Raw genomic sequence first — 16670 nt, forward strand, 5'->3', positions numbered from 1 at the left:
AAACATCAAGAAAATTCTTACATGCTTTCGTCGGATACGCGAACCAGAGTCCAGCATGGCTGCTTGGCAAATTCGAATTCCATGTATTCACCATTGTCAGTGCCTTTGATCACGACAATCTTGTTACCATTCTCACCATCTTTGTACTCAGCCTGCCGTTTTCTTCCGGCCAGCGTTTCCACGTCTGGCATCACCGGCCATTCAACGTCAGCAAGAGGAACTTGCCTACTGACCTTCTTTGGCTCAGGGTCGGCTTCCATATCCATGCTCTCAAAGATGACTGTCTTTGCGGTAGAAGCTTCCTGAATCGCGATATCGTGGCTGAAGTTCTTAACGAAATTCTCAATCTCCTGCACCTTGCAATTAGGCGTAGACAGAGCGAAAGCCGATTGAGAAACCAATACGAGTGCGGCAGCAGCGCAGGAAACGCGCAAAGCATTCTTAAGCATCAAAGTTCTCTCCGTTTTAAACTTCAGAGCCGGGGGATTGGCTCCGAACCCTCAATGTTTAATCTCTGTGTATCTCAGCCACCAGCCGCGATTTTTGCAAGCTGAGTCATGATAACTGCCGAGCCGTTCAACCGCTTTTCCGGTGTTGCCCAGTCGCGGATGAAAACGATGCTTTGGTCCGGTCTGATCTTGGCCATTGAGCCCTGCTCGCCGATCATCTTCACCAGCCCAACCGGGTTTGCAAAGGTTGCATTGCGGAACTGGATAACCACGCCCTTTGGACCGGCATCGAGCTTTTCGACATTGGCGCGGCGGCAAAGCGCCTTGATATAGACGATCTTGAGCAAGTGCTGCACTTCTTCCGGCATCGGGCCGAAACGGTCGATCAGTTCTGCGCCAAAGGCGTCGATATCCTGCGGTTCTTCAAGATCGGCCAGACGACGATAGAGCCCAAGACGCAATTGCAGATCAGGCACATAAGCTTCCGGGATCATGACAGCTGTACCAATCGCAATCTGTGGCGACCACTGGCTGTCTTCAACCTCAATTGTACCCTTGAGCGTCGCGACCGCCTCTTCCAGCATCTGCTGATATAGTTCGAAGCCGACTTCCTTGATGTGACCCGACTGCTCTTCGCCGAGCAGATTGCCCGCACCGCGAATATCCATGTCGTGACTTGCAAGCTGGAAGCCTGCGCCAAGTGTATCGAGCGATTGCAGAACCTTAAGGCGACGTTCGGCAGTGGCGGTCAGTGTGCGTCCGGCAGGGAGTGTGAACAATGCAAATGCACGCTGCTTGGAGCGACCAACACGTCCACGCAACTGATAAAGCTGCGACAGACCGAACATATCGGCACGGTGCACAATCATCGTATTGGCCGTCGGAATATCGAGGCCGGATTCAACGATGGTCGTGGAGAGCAGCACATCATATTGCCCGTCATAGAAGGCATTCATGATGTCATCGAGTATGCCCGGCGCCATCTGGCCATGAGCCACGGCCACTTTCAGCTCCGGCACATGTTCCTTCAAAAACTCTTCAATCTCGGTGAGATCGGCAATACGCGGGCAAACATAGAAGCTTTGGCCTCCACGATAGCGTTCGCGCAGCAATGTTTCACGGATTACAAGCGGATCGAAAGGGGAGACGAAAGTGCGCACCGCCATACGATCAACGGGCGGCGTCGTGATCAGCGAGAGCTCGCGCACACCTGTCAGAGCCAGCTGCAATGTGCGCGGGATTGGCGTTGCTGAAAGCGTCAGCACATGAATGTCCGACTTCAGCTCCTTCAGCCGTTCCTTGTGCTTAACCCCAAAATGCTGTTCCTCATCGATGATAAGCAAGCCAAGATTTTTGATCTTGATCGAATTGCCGAGCAACGCATGAGTGCCCACAACAATATCGACCGTGCCATCTTCCAGCCCCTTTTTGGTAGCGGCCAGTTCTTTTGTACCCACAAGCCGCGAGGCATGAGCCACATTGACCGGCAAACCATGGAACCGCGCAGAGAAGGTCTTGAAATGCTGGCGCGACAGAAGTGTCGTTGGCACGACCACCGCCACCTGAAAGCCGCTCAAAGCAGCAACAAAAGCTGCGCGCAGTGCCACTTCCGTTTTGCCAAAACCGACGTCACCGCAGATGAGGCGATCCATCGGCTTGCCTGCCGCAAGATCGTCAGTGATGGCATCAATCGCACGCAGCTGATCTTCGGTTTCATCATAAGGGAAGCGCGCGGCAAATTCGGCATAAAGTCCATCGGGCGGCGTCATGGACGGCGCGCCACGCATCTGCCGTTCAGCAGCAATCTGGATCAGATGACCGGCGATTTCAAGCAGGCGCTTCTTGAGTTTGGCCTTGCGCATCTGCCATGCGCCGCCGCCAAGCTTATCAAGAACAGCTTCAGACCCTTCCGAGCCGAAGCGAGAAAGCAACTCGATATTTTCAACCGGCAGGAACAGCCGATCATCGCCGGCATAATGTATCTCCAGACAATCATGTGGCGCACCCGCCGCCGTGATCGTCTTGAGACCAATAAACCGCCCGATACCGTGATCGACGTGGACGACGATATCGCCCGCTGAGAGCGACGCCACTTCGGAAATGAAATCCTGATCGCGTTTGCGGCGCTTGGTGCGGCGTACAAGACGGTCACCAAGAATATCCTGTTCGGCAACGACGACCAGATCGCCTGCATCAAAGCCGCTTTCGACCGCAAGAACGGCTGCTGTGATTTTGTCACGTGAAAGCGCCTTAACCGTCGAAAGGCGATCAACAGTTTCGATTTTCTCAAGGCCGTGCTCGTCCAGCACCTGTAAGAGACGGTCGAGCGAGCCTTCAGACCATGCAGCAACCAGTACTTTTTTGCCAGCCCCGCGCAGATCGCCGATGTATTTCACCACCGCTTCAAAAAGGTTCACATCGGTTGCAGCACGTTCTTCCGCAAAGCTACGGCCCTTATGCACATCGGCATGAACGACCGTCCGACCGGAGACTTCTGGTGTGCCAAATGGCGTAAGATCGATACGCAGACCCGTCGACGCGGCAACCGCTTCGACTTCCCTTGGTGTCAGATAAAGCGCTTCCGGCTTGACCGGCTTGTAGGGAATGGCATCGCTGCCCGGCTCTTTACCTTCTGCTTGCCTGAGACGTGCCTCATAATGATCGACGACCATTGTATGGCGTTCGGTCAGCGCCTCATGCACCAGATGATCGAACACCACCGGCATATCGCCCGCATGGTCGAATACCGTTTCAAGATTGTCGTAGAACAGTGGCAGCCAGTGTTCCATGCCAGCAAAGCGACGACCTTCACTGATTGCCTGATACAGCGCATCATCGCGCTGTGGTGCGCCAAACATCGCCACATAGTTTTTGCGGAAGCGGCTGATCATATCCGGCGAAAGCGAAATTTCGCTCATCGGCTGGAGTACGAATTCCTTGCGCGCGCCCGTGGTGCGTTGCGACGCCGGATCAAAAGCGCGGATTGTTTCCAGCGTGTCGCCAAAGAAATCAAGACGCAGCGGTTCTTCTGAACCCGGCGCATAAAGATCGAGAATGCCACCACGAACCGCATATTCGCCGATGTCACGCACAGTCGAGACACGTTCAAAACCGTTGCGTTCCAGCCGCGCACCCAGATCGTTCATGTTGAGCTGGTTGCCGGGACGCGCCGAAATTACCTGCTCGGCAATTGCTGCCTGTGGCGGCAGCTTTTGCAAAATGGCATTCGCCGTTGTGATGATAACTGCCGGATGCGGCGACTTCTTCAGCGAAGCCAATGCGGCCAGTGCCGCAAGTCTGCGCGCCGATGCGTCTGCTCCCGGCGACACACGATCATAGGGCAGACAGTCCCATGCCGGCAGATGCAGAACCGGCAGATCGGGCGAAACGAAATTCAGCACCTGCTCCAGATCGGCAATGCGCTGACCGTCACGGACGATATACAGAACAGGCCCGCGCTCACCGATCTCCTCGACCAGACGCGCAAGGCAAAACGCTTCGAAACCATCGGCAACGCCGTCGATTACGATATGCTTGCTGCTTTTGACGCCTGGACTGGTTTTAAGACCGAGTTTGCTGAATACGGGCATGGGGACTTATTCTCAGAATTCTATGCGGTCGCGGAAAGCGATAATGTCTCGAAACAAAGGCGTATCATATTCTTGCGGTGTTTCGCTTTCGCCTGTCACCCATTTCAGAAGATCGCGATCAAGAACTTCAAGAATCTGCTCAAACTCATCGAGTTGTGCATCGGTGAAGGCTGGAAGATACTGATCGGCATATTGCCCGAGGATCAGATCCATCTCGCGCATACCGCGATGCCAGGCGCGAAACAGAAGCTTGCGACGCCTTACATCAAGATTTCCTGCCGCAAGTGTGCTGCCAGTCATTGTTTGAGCGCTCCATTAACAAAATATGCTGCCGGTATATAGCATCTACGGCGCAAGTGGGAACCCATTTAGGCAACAAGAACAAAAATAGTACAAAATCATTTCAAAGGCTTGCGCAGAAAAGCAAAGCAGTTAATGCTCGCCGCCATGCGTCCGTCTGTGCTTGATCCGTTTTTCGCTTCCGTCCGCTCGCTTTCCGGCATTGGCCCGAAAGTGGCTGCCTTGCTTGGTAAACTTTTGGGCACTGATGTTCCCGGTGCGGAGCCGAGAGTTGGCCAGCTTCTCTTTCTGCCACCGCATAGTGTGATCGACCGGCGCAACCGTCCCGGCGTCGCTTTTGCGCAGGAAGGCGCGATCGTTACACTGGAAGTGATGATCGATCAGCATCAGCCCGCCCCGCGTGGGAGAGGCAACGTTCCGCATCGTGTCATTGCCCATGACGATACCGGTGAAATCATTCTCACCTTCTTTCATGCGCAATTGCCATGGCTTGAAAAGATGTTGCCTGAAGGCGAAACCGTCATCGTTTCCGGCAAGGTCGAATGGTTCAACGGGCGCGCCTCGATGGTGCATCCCGATTATATTGCGAGCTTGGAAGACGCAGCCAATCTGCCGATGGTTGAGCCAGTCTATCCGCTGACGGCTGGCCTTTCATCCAAGACCCTTGGCCGCGCAATGAAAGAAGCGCTGACCCGCGTGCCGGTGCTACCCGAATGGATAGACGGGCCGCTGATCACGCGCGAGCGTTTTGCTTCGTTCAAAGATGCGCTCGCTACAATGCATCTCCCGGAAGACCCGAGCGATATAGCCCTTGAAAGCATCACGCGCCGCAGGCTTGCTTATGACGAGTTTCTGGCTGGTCAACTGGCTTTGGCGCTGGTGCGTGCCAAAACGCGCCGCCTTTCGGGTCGCCCACTCGAAGGCAATGGACGTATTGTTGCAGAAATCATGCGCCACCTGCCCTATCGACTGACCAAAGGTCAGGAGCAGGCCGTGCGCGAAATCATCACCGACCTTAAATCGCCAGAGCGTATGCTGCGGCTTTTGCAAGGCGATGTCGGTTCGGGAAAAACGGTCGTGGGCCTGCTTTCTATGGCGCATGCCGCTGAATCCGGCGGGCAGTCAGCGTTGATGGCGCCCACAGAAGTTCTTGCGCGACAGCATTTTGCAACGATTGCACCTTTGGCTGAAAAAGTCGGCCTGAAAGCAGCCCTGCTTACAGGTCGCGATAAGGGCAAAGAGCGCAATGCTGTTCTTGAAGGTCTGAAAAGTGGCGAAATCGATATTGTCATCGGCACGCATGCACTGTTTCAGGAGAAGGTCGAATATCACGATCTGGTCTTCGTTATCATCGATGAACAGCATCGTTTTGGCGTGCATCAGCGTTTGATGCTGACCGCAAAGGGCACTGCTCCCGATATGCTGGTCATGACAGCAACGCCCATCCCACGCACGCTAGTGTTAACGGCCTTTGGCGATATGGATGTTTCAAAGCTCACAGAAAAGCCAGCCGGGCGTCAGAAGATCACCACAGCAATTCTGCCTATGGAGCGGATGAACGAACTTGTTGAACGCATCCGAAAGGCAGTCCAGGAAGGGCAGAAAATTTACTGGATCTGCCCATTGGTGGAGGAGTCCGAACTCGTTGAGCTGACCTCCGCCGAAGAACGGTTTGAATCGCTTAAACCTGTTTTTGGCAACAAGATCGGACTCATTCATGGCCGCATGAATGGCACGGAAAAAGATGAAGCCATGCGCGCCTTCAAGCAGGGCGAAACACGGCTTCTGGTGGCAACGACCGTGATTGAAGTTGGTGTCGACGTGCCGGATGCAACAATCATCGTCATCGAACATGCCGAGCGTTTCGGGCTTTCACAGCTGCATCAGTTACGTGGGCGCGTTGGCCGTGGCGACAAGCCATCCACTTGCCTGCTGCTCTATAAAGGCCCGTTGGGAGAAATCGGTCAGGCACGTCTTAAGGTGATGCGCGAAACGGAAGATGGTTTCCGTATTGCCGAAGAAGATTTGAAGCTACGCGGCGAAGGCGAGTTGCTTGGCACAAGGCAATCGGGTACACCGGGCTTCCGGCTTGCTTCAATTGAAGCTCATGGTGACCTGCTGGAAATCGCGCGCAAAGACGCACGTTATATTCTGGCAAGCGACCCGGATCTTGAAGGCGAACGCGGGCAAGCGCTGCGCGTGCTTCTCTATCTTTTCGGTCGTGATGAAGCGATCCGCCTGCTTCGAGCAGGATAGTAAAAACAGAAATGGCCGCATTGCTGCGGCTATTTCTATTCATCTATTAAAGCCTATCTATAAAAGACTGTTTTTCTTTTACTCTACAGTCACCGACTTCGCGAGATTGCGCGGCTGATCGACGTCCGTACCCATCAGAATAGCGGTATGATAAGCGAGCATCTGGATCGGTAGAGCATAAACCAGCGGCGTGATGAACTCTGGTACGTCAGGCAGAACGATGGTTGCCATCGTATCAAGGCTTGCTGCTGCCGCACCCTTCTTGTCGGTGATCAGAATGATACGACCGCCGCGTGCTGCGACTTCCTGCATATTGGAAACGGTCTTCTCATAAAGACGATCCGACGGTGCAATGACGATAACCGGCATGGTCTCATCAATGAGTGCAATCGGGCCGTGCTTGAGCTCACCAGCCGCGTAGCCTTCGGCGTGAATATAGGAGATTTCCTTGAGCTTCAGCGCGCCTTCCATGGCCAGCGGGAAGGATGTTCCACGGCCCAGATAAAGAACGTGATTGACCTTGGCCAATTCAGAACAAACCGCTGCGATCTGATCTTCAAGCTTCAATACCTGATTGATGAAACGCGGCGCTTCAGAAAGCTGACGCACCAGTTCCTGCTCACGCTTGTCATCAATCGTGCCGCGAACCTTTGCGGCAGCAATTGCAAGTGACGCCATGGTCGAAAGCTGGCAGGTAAAAGCCTTGGTCGATGCAACACCGATTTCAGGACCGGCAAGTGTTGGGAACACGGCATCCGATTCACGGGCAATGGTCGAGCCGGTGACATTGACAACAGAGGCGATCTTCAGACCTTGCGACTTGCAATAACGCAACGACGCCAGCGTATCAGCAGTTTCGCCAGACTGCGAAACGAACATCGCAAGCGAGGCTTTTGAAAGCGGCATTTCACGATAGCGGAATTCCGAGGCGATATCGCTGTCGACTGGAAGGCGGGCAATCTGCTCAAACCAGTATTTGCCGACCGAAGCCGCATAAAAGGCGGTGCCGCAGGCAGAAATGGTCAGACGGTCGACCTTGCTGAAATCAATGCCGACTGCTTCTTCACGGACTTTGCCAGTGGTGAAATCGAGATAGTTTGCAAGCGTATGGGAAATGACTTCCGGCTGCTCAAACATCTCTTTCTGCATGAAGTGGCGATGATTGCCCTTCGAGACCAACATATTGGCGGTCTGCGATTTCTGAATCGCGCGCTCAACCTCAACATTGTTCTCGTCATAGACGGTCACACCCTTGCGGGTCAGCACAGCCCAATCACCATCTTCGAGATAAGCAATCGTGTCGGTAAATGGTGATAGTGCGATAGCGTCGGAGCCGAGGAACATTTCGCCTTCGCCGTAGCCAACAGCCAGCGGCGGCCCCTGACGCGCACCGATTAATGTTTCTTCATCGCCTTCAAACAGGAATGCGAGTGCAAAAGCACCCTGCAACAATGGCAAGCTATCGCGCACGGCTTCCACAGGCGACTTGCCCTTTTCCAGCTCGCGCGTCACGAGATGCGCGACAGCTTCGGTGTCGGTTTCTGTCTCGAACTTGCGGCCTTCCGCTTCGAGCATAGCGCGTAGTTCAGCAAAGTTTTCGATAATACCGTTATGCACCACAGCCAAACGGGTGGTGATATGCGGATGCGCATTACGTTCAACCGGCTTGCCATGCGTTGCCCAGCGAGTGTGGCCGATGCCGATCACGCCCGGAAGCGGGTCGCCCGCCAGACGCTTTTCCAGATTGACAAGCTTGCCCTCGGCACGACGGCGAGCAAGCTTTCCATCGAGCAGCGTGGCGATACCGGCAGAATCATAGCCGCGATATTCAAGTCGCTTCAGCGCATCGACCAGACGCGGTGCGACTTCGTCATTGCCGATAATGCCGATAATTCCACACATAGGGTGCTCCAAATCCGAGATTCACGCATATAACTGCGATTTAAAGAGTCTAGCGCGGAACGGCAACCCAAGGGACTGCCGTTCTCTTCATCTGTTCGTCGATTTATTTCGAAGAGGTTTTAGCCGCTTTGATGGCAGCATACTTCTCCCGCAGGATCTTTCCCCGGCCTTCTTTGGTTTCCTGTCGGGCACGGCCAAAGGCCAACGCATCTGCCGGCACATTATCTGTGATCGTGCTGCCTGAAGCGATATAGGCATTATCACCAATTTCGACCGGCGCCACGAGCGAACTGTTCGAGCCTACGAATGCGTTTTCACCGATAACCGTCTTATATTTATTGTAGCCATCGTAATTGCAGGTGATCGTACCCGCACCGATATTGCTTGATGCTCCGACAATCGCATCGCCGATATAGGTAAGGTGATTGATCTTGGCACCCTTGCCGACCTGCGCGTTCTTCACTTCGCAGAAATTTCCGACCTTGGACTTTTCACCAAGATTTGCACCCGGACGCAAACGTGCAAACGGTCCAATCTCGGCTTTCTCACCAATATTTGCGCCTTCAATATGTGAAAACGCATGGATCAACGCACCGGATGCGACATGAACCTTCGGTCCAAAAAACACATTCGGTTCAATTACAACGTCGGCTTCAATCAATGTATCATGCGAGAAAAACACAGTTTCAGGTGCAATCAGCGTCACACCCGCCAGCATCATGTCCTGACGCTTACGGTTCTGCCAGATGGTCTCTGCCTCTGCCAGTTCTGCGCGATTGTTGATGCCGATCACATTGTCCACTGGCACTTCGATGGCAGTGACGTTCAGCCCCTTGTCATGAGCGATAGACACGATATCGGTGAGGTAATATTCGCCTTTGGCATTGTCATTGCCAACAGCGTCGAGCAAAGCCAGCGCGTGGGCACCACGCACAGCCATCAAACCACCATTGCAGAAACCAATCTTTTTTTGCTCAAGGGTGGCTTCCTTTTCCTCAACAATGGCGACCAATTGATCGTTCTCTTCAATGAGACGACCATAACCATGCGGGTTCGCCGGACGGAAGCCGATCACAACCACGTCCGCACCATGGGTCAGTTTTTCACGCGCGACCAGAAGGGATTGGGCTTCGATCAATGGTGTGTCGCCGAAGACAATCAGCAGATCGTCATAACCGCGCTCGATGGCTTCGCGTGCTGCAAGAACCGCGTGGGCTGTACCAAGACGTTCTTTCTGCTCGAAAGCCGAAACTGCGTCGGCAACTTTTTCGACAGCGCTACGCACTTCATCCGCTCCGCGCCCGACGACCAGCGCCACATCGCTCTTGCCGGTGTCCTGAACGGCTTTCACCACATGACAAACCAGCGGAAGCCCTGCCACCTGATGCAGCACCTTCGGCAAGCTCGATTTCATACGCGTGCCTTCGCCCGCGGCAAGCACGATGGAAAGGCAGGTACGGTCTGTCCTAGCACTGTCTGTCATTATATCGTCCAGAATGATTGAAGGCTCATCTGCTCATAGCATTAAAGCGTATATGGAAACTTACGGATTGCTTAGCCCAATCGTCCCAATGCCGGGAAAGTCTCAAGCAACCAGAACGAAAACGACTGCATGCCGCCGGTAAGAAAAAGGACACCGGCAACAACGAGAAGTGCACCCATTGCCTTTTCGACTTTGCCAAGATGAACGCGGAACTTGGACAGAAACCGCATGAATGCGCCCGAAAAAAGGGCCGCGATCAAAAACGGAATTCCCAAGCCTAGCGAATAAACAGCCAAAAGTGCGGCCCCCTCACCCACCGTGCTGCTGCCGCCCGCCAATGTGAGAATTGGCCCGAGAACCGGCCCTATACAAGGGGTCCAGCCGAATGCAAAGGCCAAGCCCATCACATAGGCCCCAAGCGGTGACGCAGGTGCATTGCGTGCTTGAAACCGGGCTTCGCGGGACAAGAACGAGAAACGCAATATGCCAAGGAAGTTGAGGCCCATCAAAATGATGACGACCCCAGCCACCATGGCGATTTCCTGCTGCCACATGCGCAAGAATGCGCCAATGGACGAAGCACCGGCGCCAAGCGCTACAAAAACTGTGGTGAAGCCAAGCACAAATGAGATCGCAGCCAATGCCAGCGAGCGACGCTGCAAGGAAGCGGCGGCAACCCGTGATTCCTTTTCGGCGCGAAAATCTTCAACGCTCACACCCGCCATATAACACAGATAAGGTGGAACCAGCGGCAGAACGCAGGGCGATAAGAACGACAGCGCACCCGCACCGGCAGCCGTTAGATAAGAAACACTAAGCACCAAAACCTCATTTTTTCACATAGAGCAGTTATTATCTGAACCAGATAAGCTGTTCTATTGAATTGTTTTTGAGCAAATTACGAAAAAATATCTAACTTTCCAACTTCACTCAAAATGCTTGCGGCGAACGCCGTTTGCTGGCCTTATACCCTAACTTCGACATTACTTTGAATATTTTCAATGCGGCATCTCGCTCGAACATAAGTTCGCCCTAAATCAGGATCACTTGCGCAATTTTAGATTGCTCCAACTGGACGACGCTCCGATGAGCTTAATTGATAATGAAGAACCTTCTTCAGTATCCACCAGACAGAATAAGTCTTTCGGATTTCTGAAACGATACCAGCATTTTCTGTTCCCCATAGCGGGCATCGCCATCGCCCTCTTAGCAATATACGTTCTGGAAAATCTGCTCCAGAACACCTCACGCAAAGACACGCTTGAGGCCCTTCATGCCATTTCGTGGACGACCATTGGGCTCGCCGTATTTTTCACGATGCTAAGCTATGCAGCTGTGGCGCTGTATGACGTGGTTGCGGTGGACACAATAGCGCCCAACCAAATCCCGCGCCGCATTGCAGCGGTGGCTGGGGCTGCGGGCTATGCGATTTCCAATGCAATTGGCTTCTCGCTTCTGACCGGCGGTGCACTTCGCTATCGCATCTATGCGGCTGAAGGCATCAGCCTTGCCGATATCGGAAAGATCGTCGGTACTTCCTGGTTTGCGATCTGGTTTGCACTCATCATCATGGTGGGGGCTGCACTCCTTATCGACCCGCAGGACGTGCCGTGGATTTCTACGATCGACGCCCGCATCGATATTGTTGCTGGCATCATCATTCTTGGTGGCATCAGCTGGCTGATCTACTGGCTTTCGCATGGCGAGCGCACACTGCGCCTTGGCTCACTTAGCCTGCGCCTGCCTAACTCCAAGGGTGCTATTACACAGATTTTTGCGGGTCTTGTCGATGTCGGTGCTGCGGCTGCAACGCTCTATGTGCTGATGCCTCAGGATGCAGTTCCAAGCTTTGCTGTCTTCGCGCTCGTCTATGTCATCGCCATTGTACTTGGCATTGCGAGCCATGCTCCGGGCGGGCTCGGTGCCTTCGAAGCGACGATTATTGCTGGCCTCGGCATTGGCGGACAACCTGACGCTATCGCGGCTCTCCTTGCCTATCGCGTGATCTATACGGTCATGCCGCTTGTGGTCGCCACAGCAGGCATCCTGATATGGGAAATCATGAGGCGCAGGCAGATGCTGGGACGGCAGGCCAAGTTTGCCAAACGTCTCGTTGAGCCTCTGATACCAGGGCTTTCCGCCAGTATTATCTTCCTTGGTGGCATTATCCTGCTGGTTTCAGGCGCAACACCGGATATGCGATATCGCGTAGAAATTCTCTCCGACATCGTGCCAGAGTTTTTCGTCGAAACATCGCATCTCGCAGCAAGTCTTGTGGGCGTTGCCCTGCTCATCGTTGCGCGTGGTCTCTTCAAAAGGCTGGAACGCGCATGGATTGCTGCCCTCATTCTTCTGCTTTTCGGTGCGGTTTTCTCGCTCACAAAAGGTCTCGACTGGGAAGAAGCGACCATTCTTTGCGTCTTTGCCTTTGCCCTATGGGGCTTCCGCGATTCCTTTTATCGCCGTCCGATTTCTGGCCCGTTTGAACTGAGCTGGAGCTGGATCACATCAGTTGGCACCACTGTTATCGTTTCGACATGGCTGGGTTTCTTCGTTTATCGCCACGTTGAATACTCCAATAATCTCTGGTGGGATTTTGCATGGAATGCCAATGCGCCGCGCTTCCTGCGTGCGACCGTTCTGGTCTTCGCAGTTGTGGCGGCAGTTGGCCTCCATTCGATCATCAACCGGCATAGCCAGCGCAAGCGTAAACGCGACTACTCTATTCCAGAGGCTGTTCCTGCACTTGTCGCCGCCTGCCCGCATACGGATGCTGCGCTTGCAATGCTGGGCGACAAGCAATTCCTGCTCGCACCTGATAACAACGCATTCATTATGTATGCGCAATCCGGTGGCAGTCTGATCGCCTTGGGTGAACCAATCGGAGACAAAAAAGCCGCCAGAGAACTTGCATGGTCGTTCCACGGCCTCGCCGACAAAATGGCATTGCGCACGGTGTTTTATGGGGTTGGGCCTGAAAGCCTGCCGCTGTTTCTGGATATGGGCCTTGTAGCGCTGAAACTCGGCGAAGTTGCTCGCGTCGATCTGACTGATTTCTCGCTTGAAGGCCCTCGTCGACAGCCATTTCGTTATGCTGATCGTAAGGTCGACAAGGATGGGCTGACCTTTGAAGTCATCGACGTGAAAGATGTGTCGCCACTCGTCCCCCGCTTGCGGGAAATCTCCGATGCATGGCTCGACCATAAATCCGGCAGCGAAAAGGGCTTTTCACTCGGCTATTTCGATGATGACTACATGGAGCGTTTTGACGTTGCCGTGATGAAAAAAGATGGTGAGATTGTTGCCTTCGCCAATTTGTGGCGTGGAGCCGACAAATACGAAATCACCGTCGACCTGATGCGTTATATGCCCGACGTACACAAGCTGCTGATGGACGCGCTTTTTGCCAAACTGCTGATGTATAGCAAGGATCAGGGCTATAAATGGTTCAATCTGGGTGCGGCACCGCTCTCCGGCTTGAACCGCAGCAGACTCGCATCACGCTGGAACCGGTTCGGTTCATTCATATATCGACGCGGTGCAGACCTCTATCACTTCGACGGCCTCAAGGCTTTCAAAGAAAAGTTCGACCCGATCTGGACACCACATTACATGGTTTGTCCTGGGGGTCTGGAAACGCCTCGTGCTCTTATCGATGCCACAACGCTGATCAATGGCAGCCCTCTGGAGTTCATCCGCAAATGAAGAAGCGACGCATTCTTTTAACTGTTCTTGGGTTAGCGCTGATAGGAGGTGCCGGTGCCTATGCAGCACTTCACCCCGGCAAGATTGCGCGCCAGTGGGCGCAATTCTTCAACGCGGACGAACCGGTCATTCACGCAAGCGCCGAGCGGCTTTCGAATATTCCAGTCTACATGCCGAAAGGCGATCCAGCCGGGCTTGCCATATTGCTGAGTGATGAAAACGGCATCGGCGACAAAGAACGCAGCTATATGGATGCAATGCTTGCGCGAAACATAATCGTTTTGCCCGTCGAGCTCGGTCCCTGGCGGGCGGCGCTCGATAAGGAAGATGGCGAGTGCAACTATCTCGACTCCGACTTTGAAGCCATCGCCAAGGAAGCGCTGCGGGGGCTTGATCTCGATGTTTACTTCCATCCAGTCGTAACCGGCATTGGTCAGGGCGCAACGATTGCCTATGCGGCCGCGTCAGATTCGCCTGATGCGACCATAGCAGGCGCTATTGCTCTTGATCCAACACCTGCAAAGACGCGCCTGCCCTCCTGCACTGAAGCAGCTGAGGCCATCAAAGCGCCTGATGGCGGTTTCACTTACGGCTATGATGCGAACATGCCAGCTCCAACCCTCGTGATTGGACCGACAGGTTCGCAGGTGAACAATCCGGTCGAGGCGCGTCAGAAGAAGATTGCCGTGTTGCAATCAGGCCCTGACTTCCCCGCACGCGTGAAGATGGCGGTCGATAACGTCGTCGCTATGGCCGATCAAGACGCCAAGAATGAAGCGCTACCAATTGTCGATCTTCCAGCCAAAGGCGGCAAGAGCGATATGGTCGCCGTGTTCTATTCAGGCGATGGCGGCTGGCGCGATCTCGACAAATCAATCGGCGAGTGGCTGCAGGCTCATGGCGTTCATGTGATCGGCGTTGATTCACTGCGCTATTTCTGGTCCGAGCGCACGCCAGAAGAAATCGCTCGTGACACAACGACAATGATCGAAAAAGCCGATCCAACGGGCAAACTGCCCGTGGCCGTTCTCGGCTATTCCTTCGGAGCGGACACATTCCCCTTTGCATGGAAATATCTTGATCCGGCGCTTCAGGACCGCACGAAGATGGTCGGACTTCTCGGCGTTGAAACCACCACGACATTTCAGGTTTCTATTGAAGGCTGGCTTGGCATGGATGGCGATAAGGACGTTGTGCCGGCTATCACCACCATCCCGCTTGATCGTGTTGTCTGCGTCTATGGCGAAGAAGAAGACGATACCGCCTGTACGGCACCTGAGCTTAAAGGTGCAGACCTGATGAAACTGTCCGGCGGCCATCATTTTGATGAAAACTATGAGCCGATAGCAGCAGCTTTGCTGGATAAGATGCGCGCTCGAGCAGGTCTGCCACCGCGCCCTGCCAGCTAAGATGAAAATGGCACCGACAAGATTGTCGGTGCCATTCTTACTCACTCACGCTTTCACAATCTTTGCACCGCCCAGTTTCCAGCGGGCAAGATCAATCAGCAAAAATGTGATCAGGCTCAAACCGATCATCGGCAGAGCCCAACCAATCACAGCTGCAATCAGCACCACCGAAAGCTTCTGCGGCATGCCAAGATAGAGCCAACTCTGGATCAGGGTTCGTGGCATGGAGCCAGCAGGCGGACGCCGCTGCCACCAGATGCGATAGCCATAGATAATCATACCAATCAGCGCCAGGCCCAACAAAGCCATAACAATCTGATTGGCGACACCAAACAGCACGCCCATATGCAGATCAATCCCCCAGCGAATGAGCTTGGCAATGATCGGGAATGTTTCGAAATCAGCCCGGCTGATTACCTTCATATCCCGCGGATCGATAGCAATCGTATCAACCTGTGTCGGCCATGAGCGATCATACTCACGGACCAGCCAAGCCTGATCAGCATTGCGCGGAATACGAATTTCCAGCATTGGCGATTGAAGACCGGACTGTCGTGACAGGAGATTCACGGCATCCAGCTGGCTGACGTAATCGATTGTCGGTGCAACAGAACTTTGATCCTGATGGCCTCCGTGGTCATGATGTTCGGCATGCGGATCGGCCATCACAGCAGGTTTGTCGAGTGCGGTCGAAACGGACGGTGTTATCCACCCGACTGCCGCGCGAAAATCGTCAATCCGCCCGCCTGCCAATTGCGACCAAGTCATGCCTGTCGCCGAAAGAAAGACTAAGCCTGCAGCGATCCAGATGCCAATCTGGCTGTGCAAACGCCTCGTACGCAGATGCACATTTTCTTTGGCTTTTGAGCTACGCCGGATATCCCGCTTCCACCACCAGAGCAGAACACCGCCGAGCGCTGCGACCCACAGCCAGGAAGCGGCAAGTTCGCTGTAATAGCGGCCGAAATCCCCAAGCATGAGATTGCGATGCAGATAGTCGATCGACGCGCGCAATGGCAGCACTCCGCTCGTGCCATAGACGACCAGATCGCCCCTGATTGCCAGCGTAATTGGATCGACAAAAATTGCTCGGCTTTCAGAATCACCCAGACCCGGCACGCTGAACATAACGCGTGTGTTCCAGCCTGGGCCTGTCGATGGGCGGATAGCAAACAACCTCGGATCGTCACCGATAAAATCGCGGGCGGCCTTAACCTGATCGGCCAAGGGCTGCACCGTTCCCAGGGATGCTGTGCGCAATTGATCGCGATAGACGATATCTTCGATTTGCGGCGTCAGCACATAAAGCGTGCCCGTGATCGCGGCGATCAGGATGAATGGGCCAACAAATAGCCCAACATAAAAGTGTAGCCTTGTGATGAAGGCCTTTAAACTCGAACCGGCAACGCGCGTTGTCTCGGCAGGACTGTTCTTCGATTGAGTGTTTGGCAGAACAGCATCGGTCATGGCTGCACCTCATTTCGTGCAGCACATTCGTGTAGATAAAAAGAAAACATTGGCATCTCCAGCCAGTGTGAAACAGCCGGACGGCACGCAACTGCGCTTCAGTTAAAGT

10 protein-coding genes are annotated in these 16670 nt (G+C 54.0%); 3 read left to right on the forward strand and 7 right to left on the reverse strand.

The annotated features are described in order from the left end of the window. Positions 1–17: 17 nt before the first annotated feature. The 3 genes from C9380_RS15640 to C9380_RS15650 all read right to left on the reverse strand — a co-directional run bounded on the left by C9380_RS15640 (position 18) and on the right by C9380_RS15650 (position 4339). Positions 18–449 (reverse strand): hypothetical protein, encoded by a 432-nt coding sequence (locus C9380_RS15640; RefSeq protein WP_024900258.1) that lies wholly within the window; start codon positions 447–449, stop codon positions 18–20. A 74-nt stretch (positions 450–523) separates the two neighbouring features. Beyond that, entirely contained in the window at positions 524–4039 is a 3516-nt protein-coding gene (mfd, locus tag C9380_RS15645; RefSeq protein ID WP_111786421.1) for a transcription-repair coupling factor, read from the reverse strand. Between the two features lie 12 nt (positions 4040–4051). Continuing rightward, the gene (locus tag C9380_RS15650) at positions 4052–4339 is read right to left on the reverse strand and encodes an FAD assembly factor SdhE (protein WP_100557135.1); all 288 of its coding nucleotides are present in this window, start codon (positions 4337–4339) and stop codon (positions 4052–4054) included. Positions 4340–4474: 135 nt separating this feature from the next. Between C9380_RS15650 and recG the strand changes: the two genes are divergently transcribed. Then, a complete protein-coding gene (gene recG, locus C9380_RS15655; RefSeq protein WP_210249771.1) occupies positions 4475–6595 on the forward strand; it encodes an ATP-dependent DNA helicase RecG in 2121 nt (706 codons plus the stop codon). A gap of 78 nt (positions 6596–6673) precedes the next feature. On the opposite strand, the gene glmS is transcribed toward recG, so the two are convergent. The 3 genes from glmS to C9380_RS15670 form a co-directional block, all read right to left on the reverse strand. Then, positions 6674–8497: a glutamine--fructose-6-phosphate transaminase (isomerizing) gene (gene glmS, locus C9380_RS15660; protein WP_128093962.1), complete on the reverse strand. Its 1824-nt coding sequence runs from the start codon at positions 8495–8497 to the stop codon at positions 6674–6676. Positions 8498–8600: 103 nt separating this feature from the next. Beyond that, positions 8601–9980, reverse strand: coding sequence for a bifunctional UDP-N-acetylglucosamine diphosphorylase/glucosamine-1-phosphate N-acetyltransferase GlmU (gene glmU / locus C9380_RS15665; protein ID WP_128093963.1), 1380 nt, complete (start codon positions 9978–9980; stop codon positions 8601–8603). A 71-nt stretch (positions 9981–10051) separates the two neighbouring features. Continuing rightward, on the reverse strand, positions 10052–10801 hold the full coding sequence (locus tag C9380_RS15670) for a cytochrome c biogenesis CcdA family protein (protein ID WP_128093964.1): 750 nt from the start codon (positions 10799–10801) through the stop codon (positions 10052–10054). Positions 10802–11066: 265 nt separating this feature from the next. On the opposite strand from C9380_RS15670, the gene mprF reads away from it, so the two are divergent. Together mprF and C9380_RS15680 are read left to right on the forward strand one after the other, a co-directional pair. Continuing rightward, positions 11067–13685 carry a bifunctional lysylphosphatidylglycerol flippase/synthetase MprF gene (gene mprF, locus C9380_RS15675; protein ID WP_105706416.1) on the forward strand — a complete coding sequence of 873 codons (2619 nt, stop codon included), beginning with the start codon at positions 11067–11069 and terminating at the stop codon, positions 13683–13685. Further along, the gene (locus C9380_RS15680) at positions 13682–15094 is read left to right on the forward strand and encodes a virulence factor family protein (RefSeq protein WP_210249772.1); all 1413 of its coding nucleotides are present in this window, start codon (positions 13682–13684) and stop codon (positions 15092–15094) included. The genes mprF and C9380_RS15680 overlap by 4 nt, the downstream gene beginning before the upstream one ends. 45 nt (positions 15095–15139) lie before the next feature. Here C9380_RS15680 and C9380_RS15685 read toward each other — a convergent pair whose 3' ends face one another. Further along, a complete protein-coding gene (locus C9380_RS15685; protein ID WP_128093965.1) occupies positions 15140–16561 on the reverse strand; it encodes a PepSY-associated TM helix domain-containing protein in 1422 nt (473 codons plus the stop codon). Between the last annotated feature and the right edge of the window lie 109 nt (positions 16562–16670).

The organism is Brucella pituitosa (genome assembly GCF_003049685.1).
In the GTDB taxonomy this organism is placed as follows: domain Bacteria; phylum Pseudomonadota; class Alphaproteobacteria; order Rhizobiales; family Rhizobiaceae; genus Brucella; species Brucella pituitosa.

Excerpts from the sequence above, each read along its gene's own strand:
- C9380_RS15680 (WP_210249772.1), top strand. The coding sequence starts at position 13,682 with ATGAAGAAGCGACGCATTCTTTTAACTGTTCTTGGGTTAGCGCTGATA.
- mfd (WP_111786421.1), bottom strand. The coding sequence starts at position 4,039 with ATGCCCGTATTCAGCAAACTCGGTCTTAAAACCAGTCCAGGCGTCAAA.
- glmS (WP_128093962.1), bottom strand. The coding sequence starts at position 8,497 with ATGTGTGGAATTATCGGCATTATCGGCAATGACGAAGTCGCACCGCGT.
- mprF (WP_105706416.1), top strand. The coding sequence starts at position 11,067 with ATGAGCTTAATTGATAATGAAGAACCTTCTTCAGTATCCACCAGACAG.
- recG (WP_210249771.1), top strand. The coding sequence starts at position 4,475 with ATGCTCGCCGCCATGCGTCCGTCTGTGCTTGATCCGTTTTTCGCTTCC.
- C9380_RS15640 (WP_024900258.1), bottom strand. The coding sequence starts at position 449 with ATGCTTAAGAATGCTTTGCGCGTTTCCTGCGCTGCTGCCGCACTCGTA.
- C9380_RS15685 (WP_128093965.1), bottom strand. The coding sequence starts at position 16,561 with ATGACCGATGCTGTTCTGCCAAACACTCAATCGAAGAACAGTCCTGCC.
- glmU (WP_128093963.1), bottom strand. The coding sequence starts at position 9,980 with ATGACAGACAGTGCTAGGACAGACCGTACCTGCCTTTCCATCGTGCTT.
- C9380_RS15650 (WP_100557135.1), bottom strand. The coding sequence starts at position 4,339 with ATGACTGGCAGCACACTTGCGGCAGGAAATCTTGATGTAAGGCGTCGC.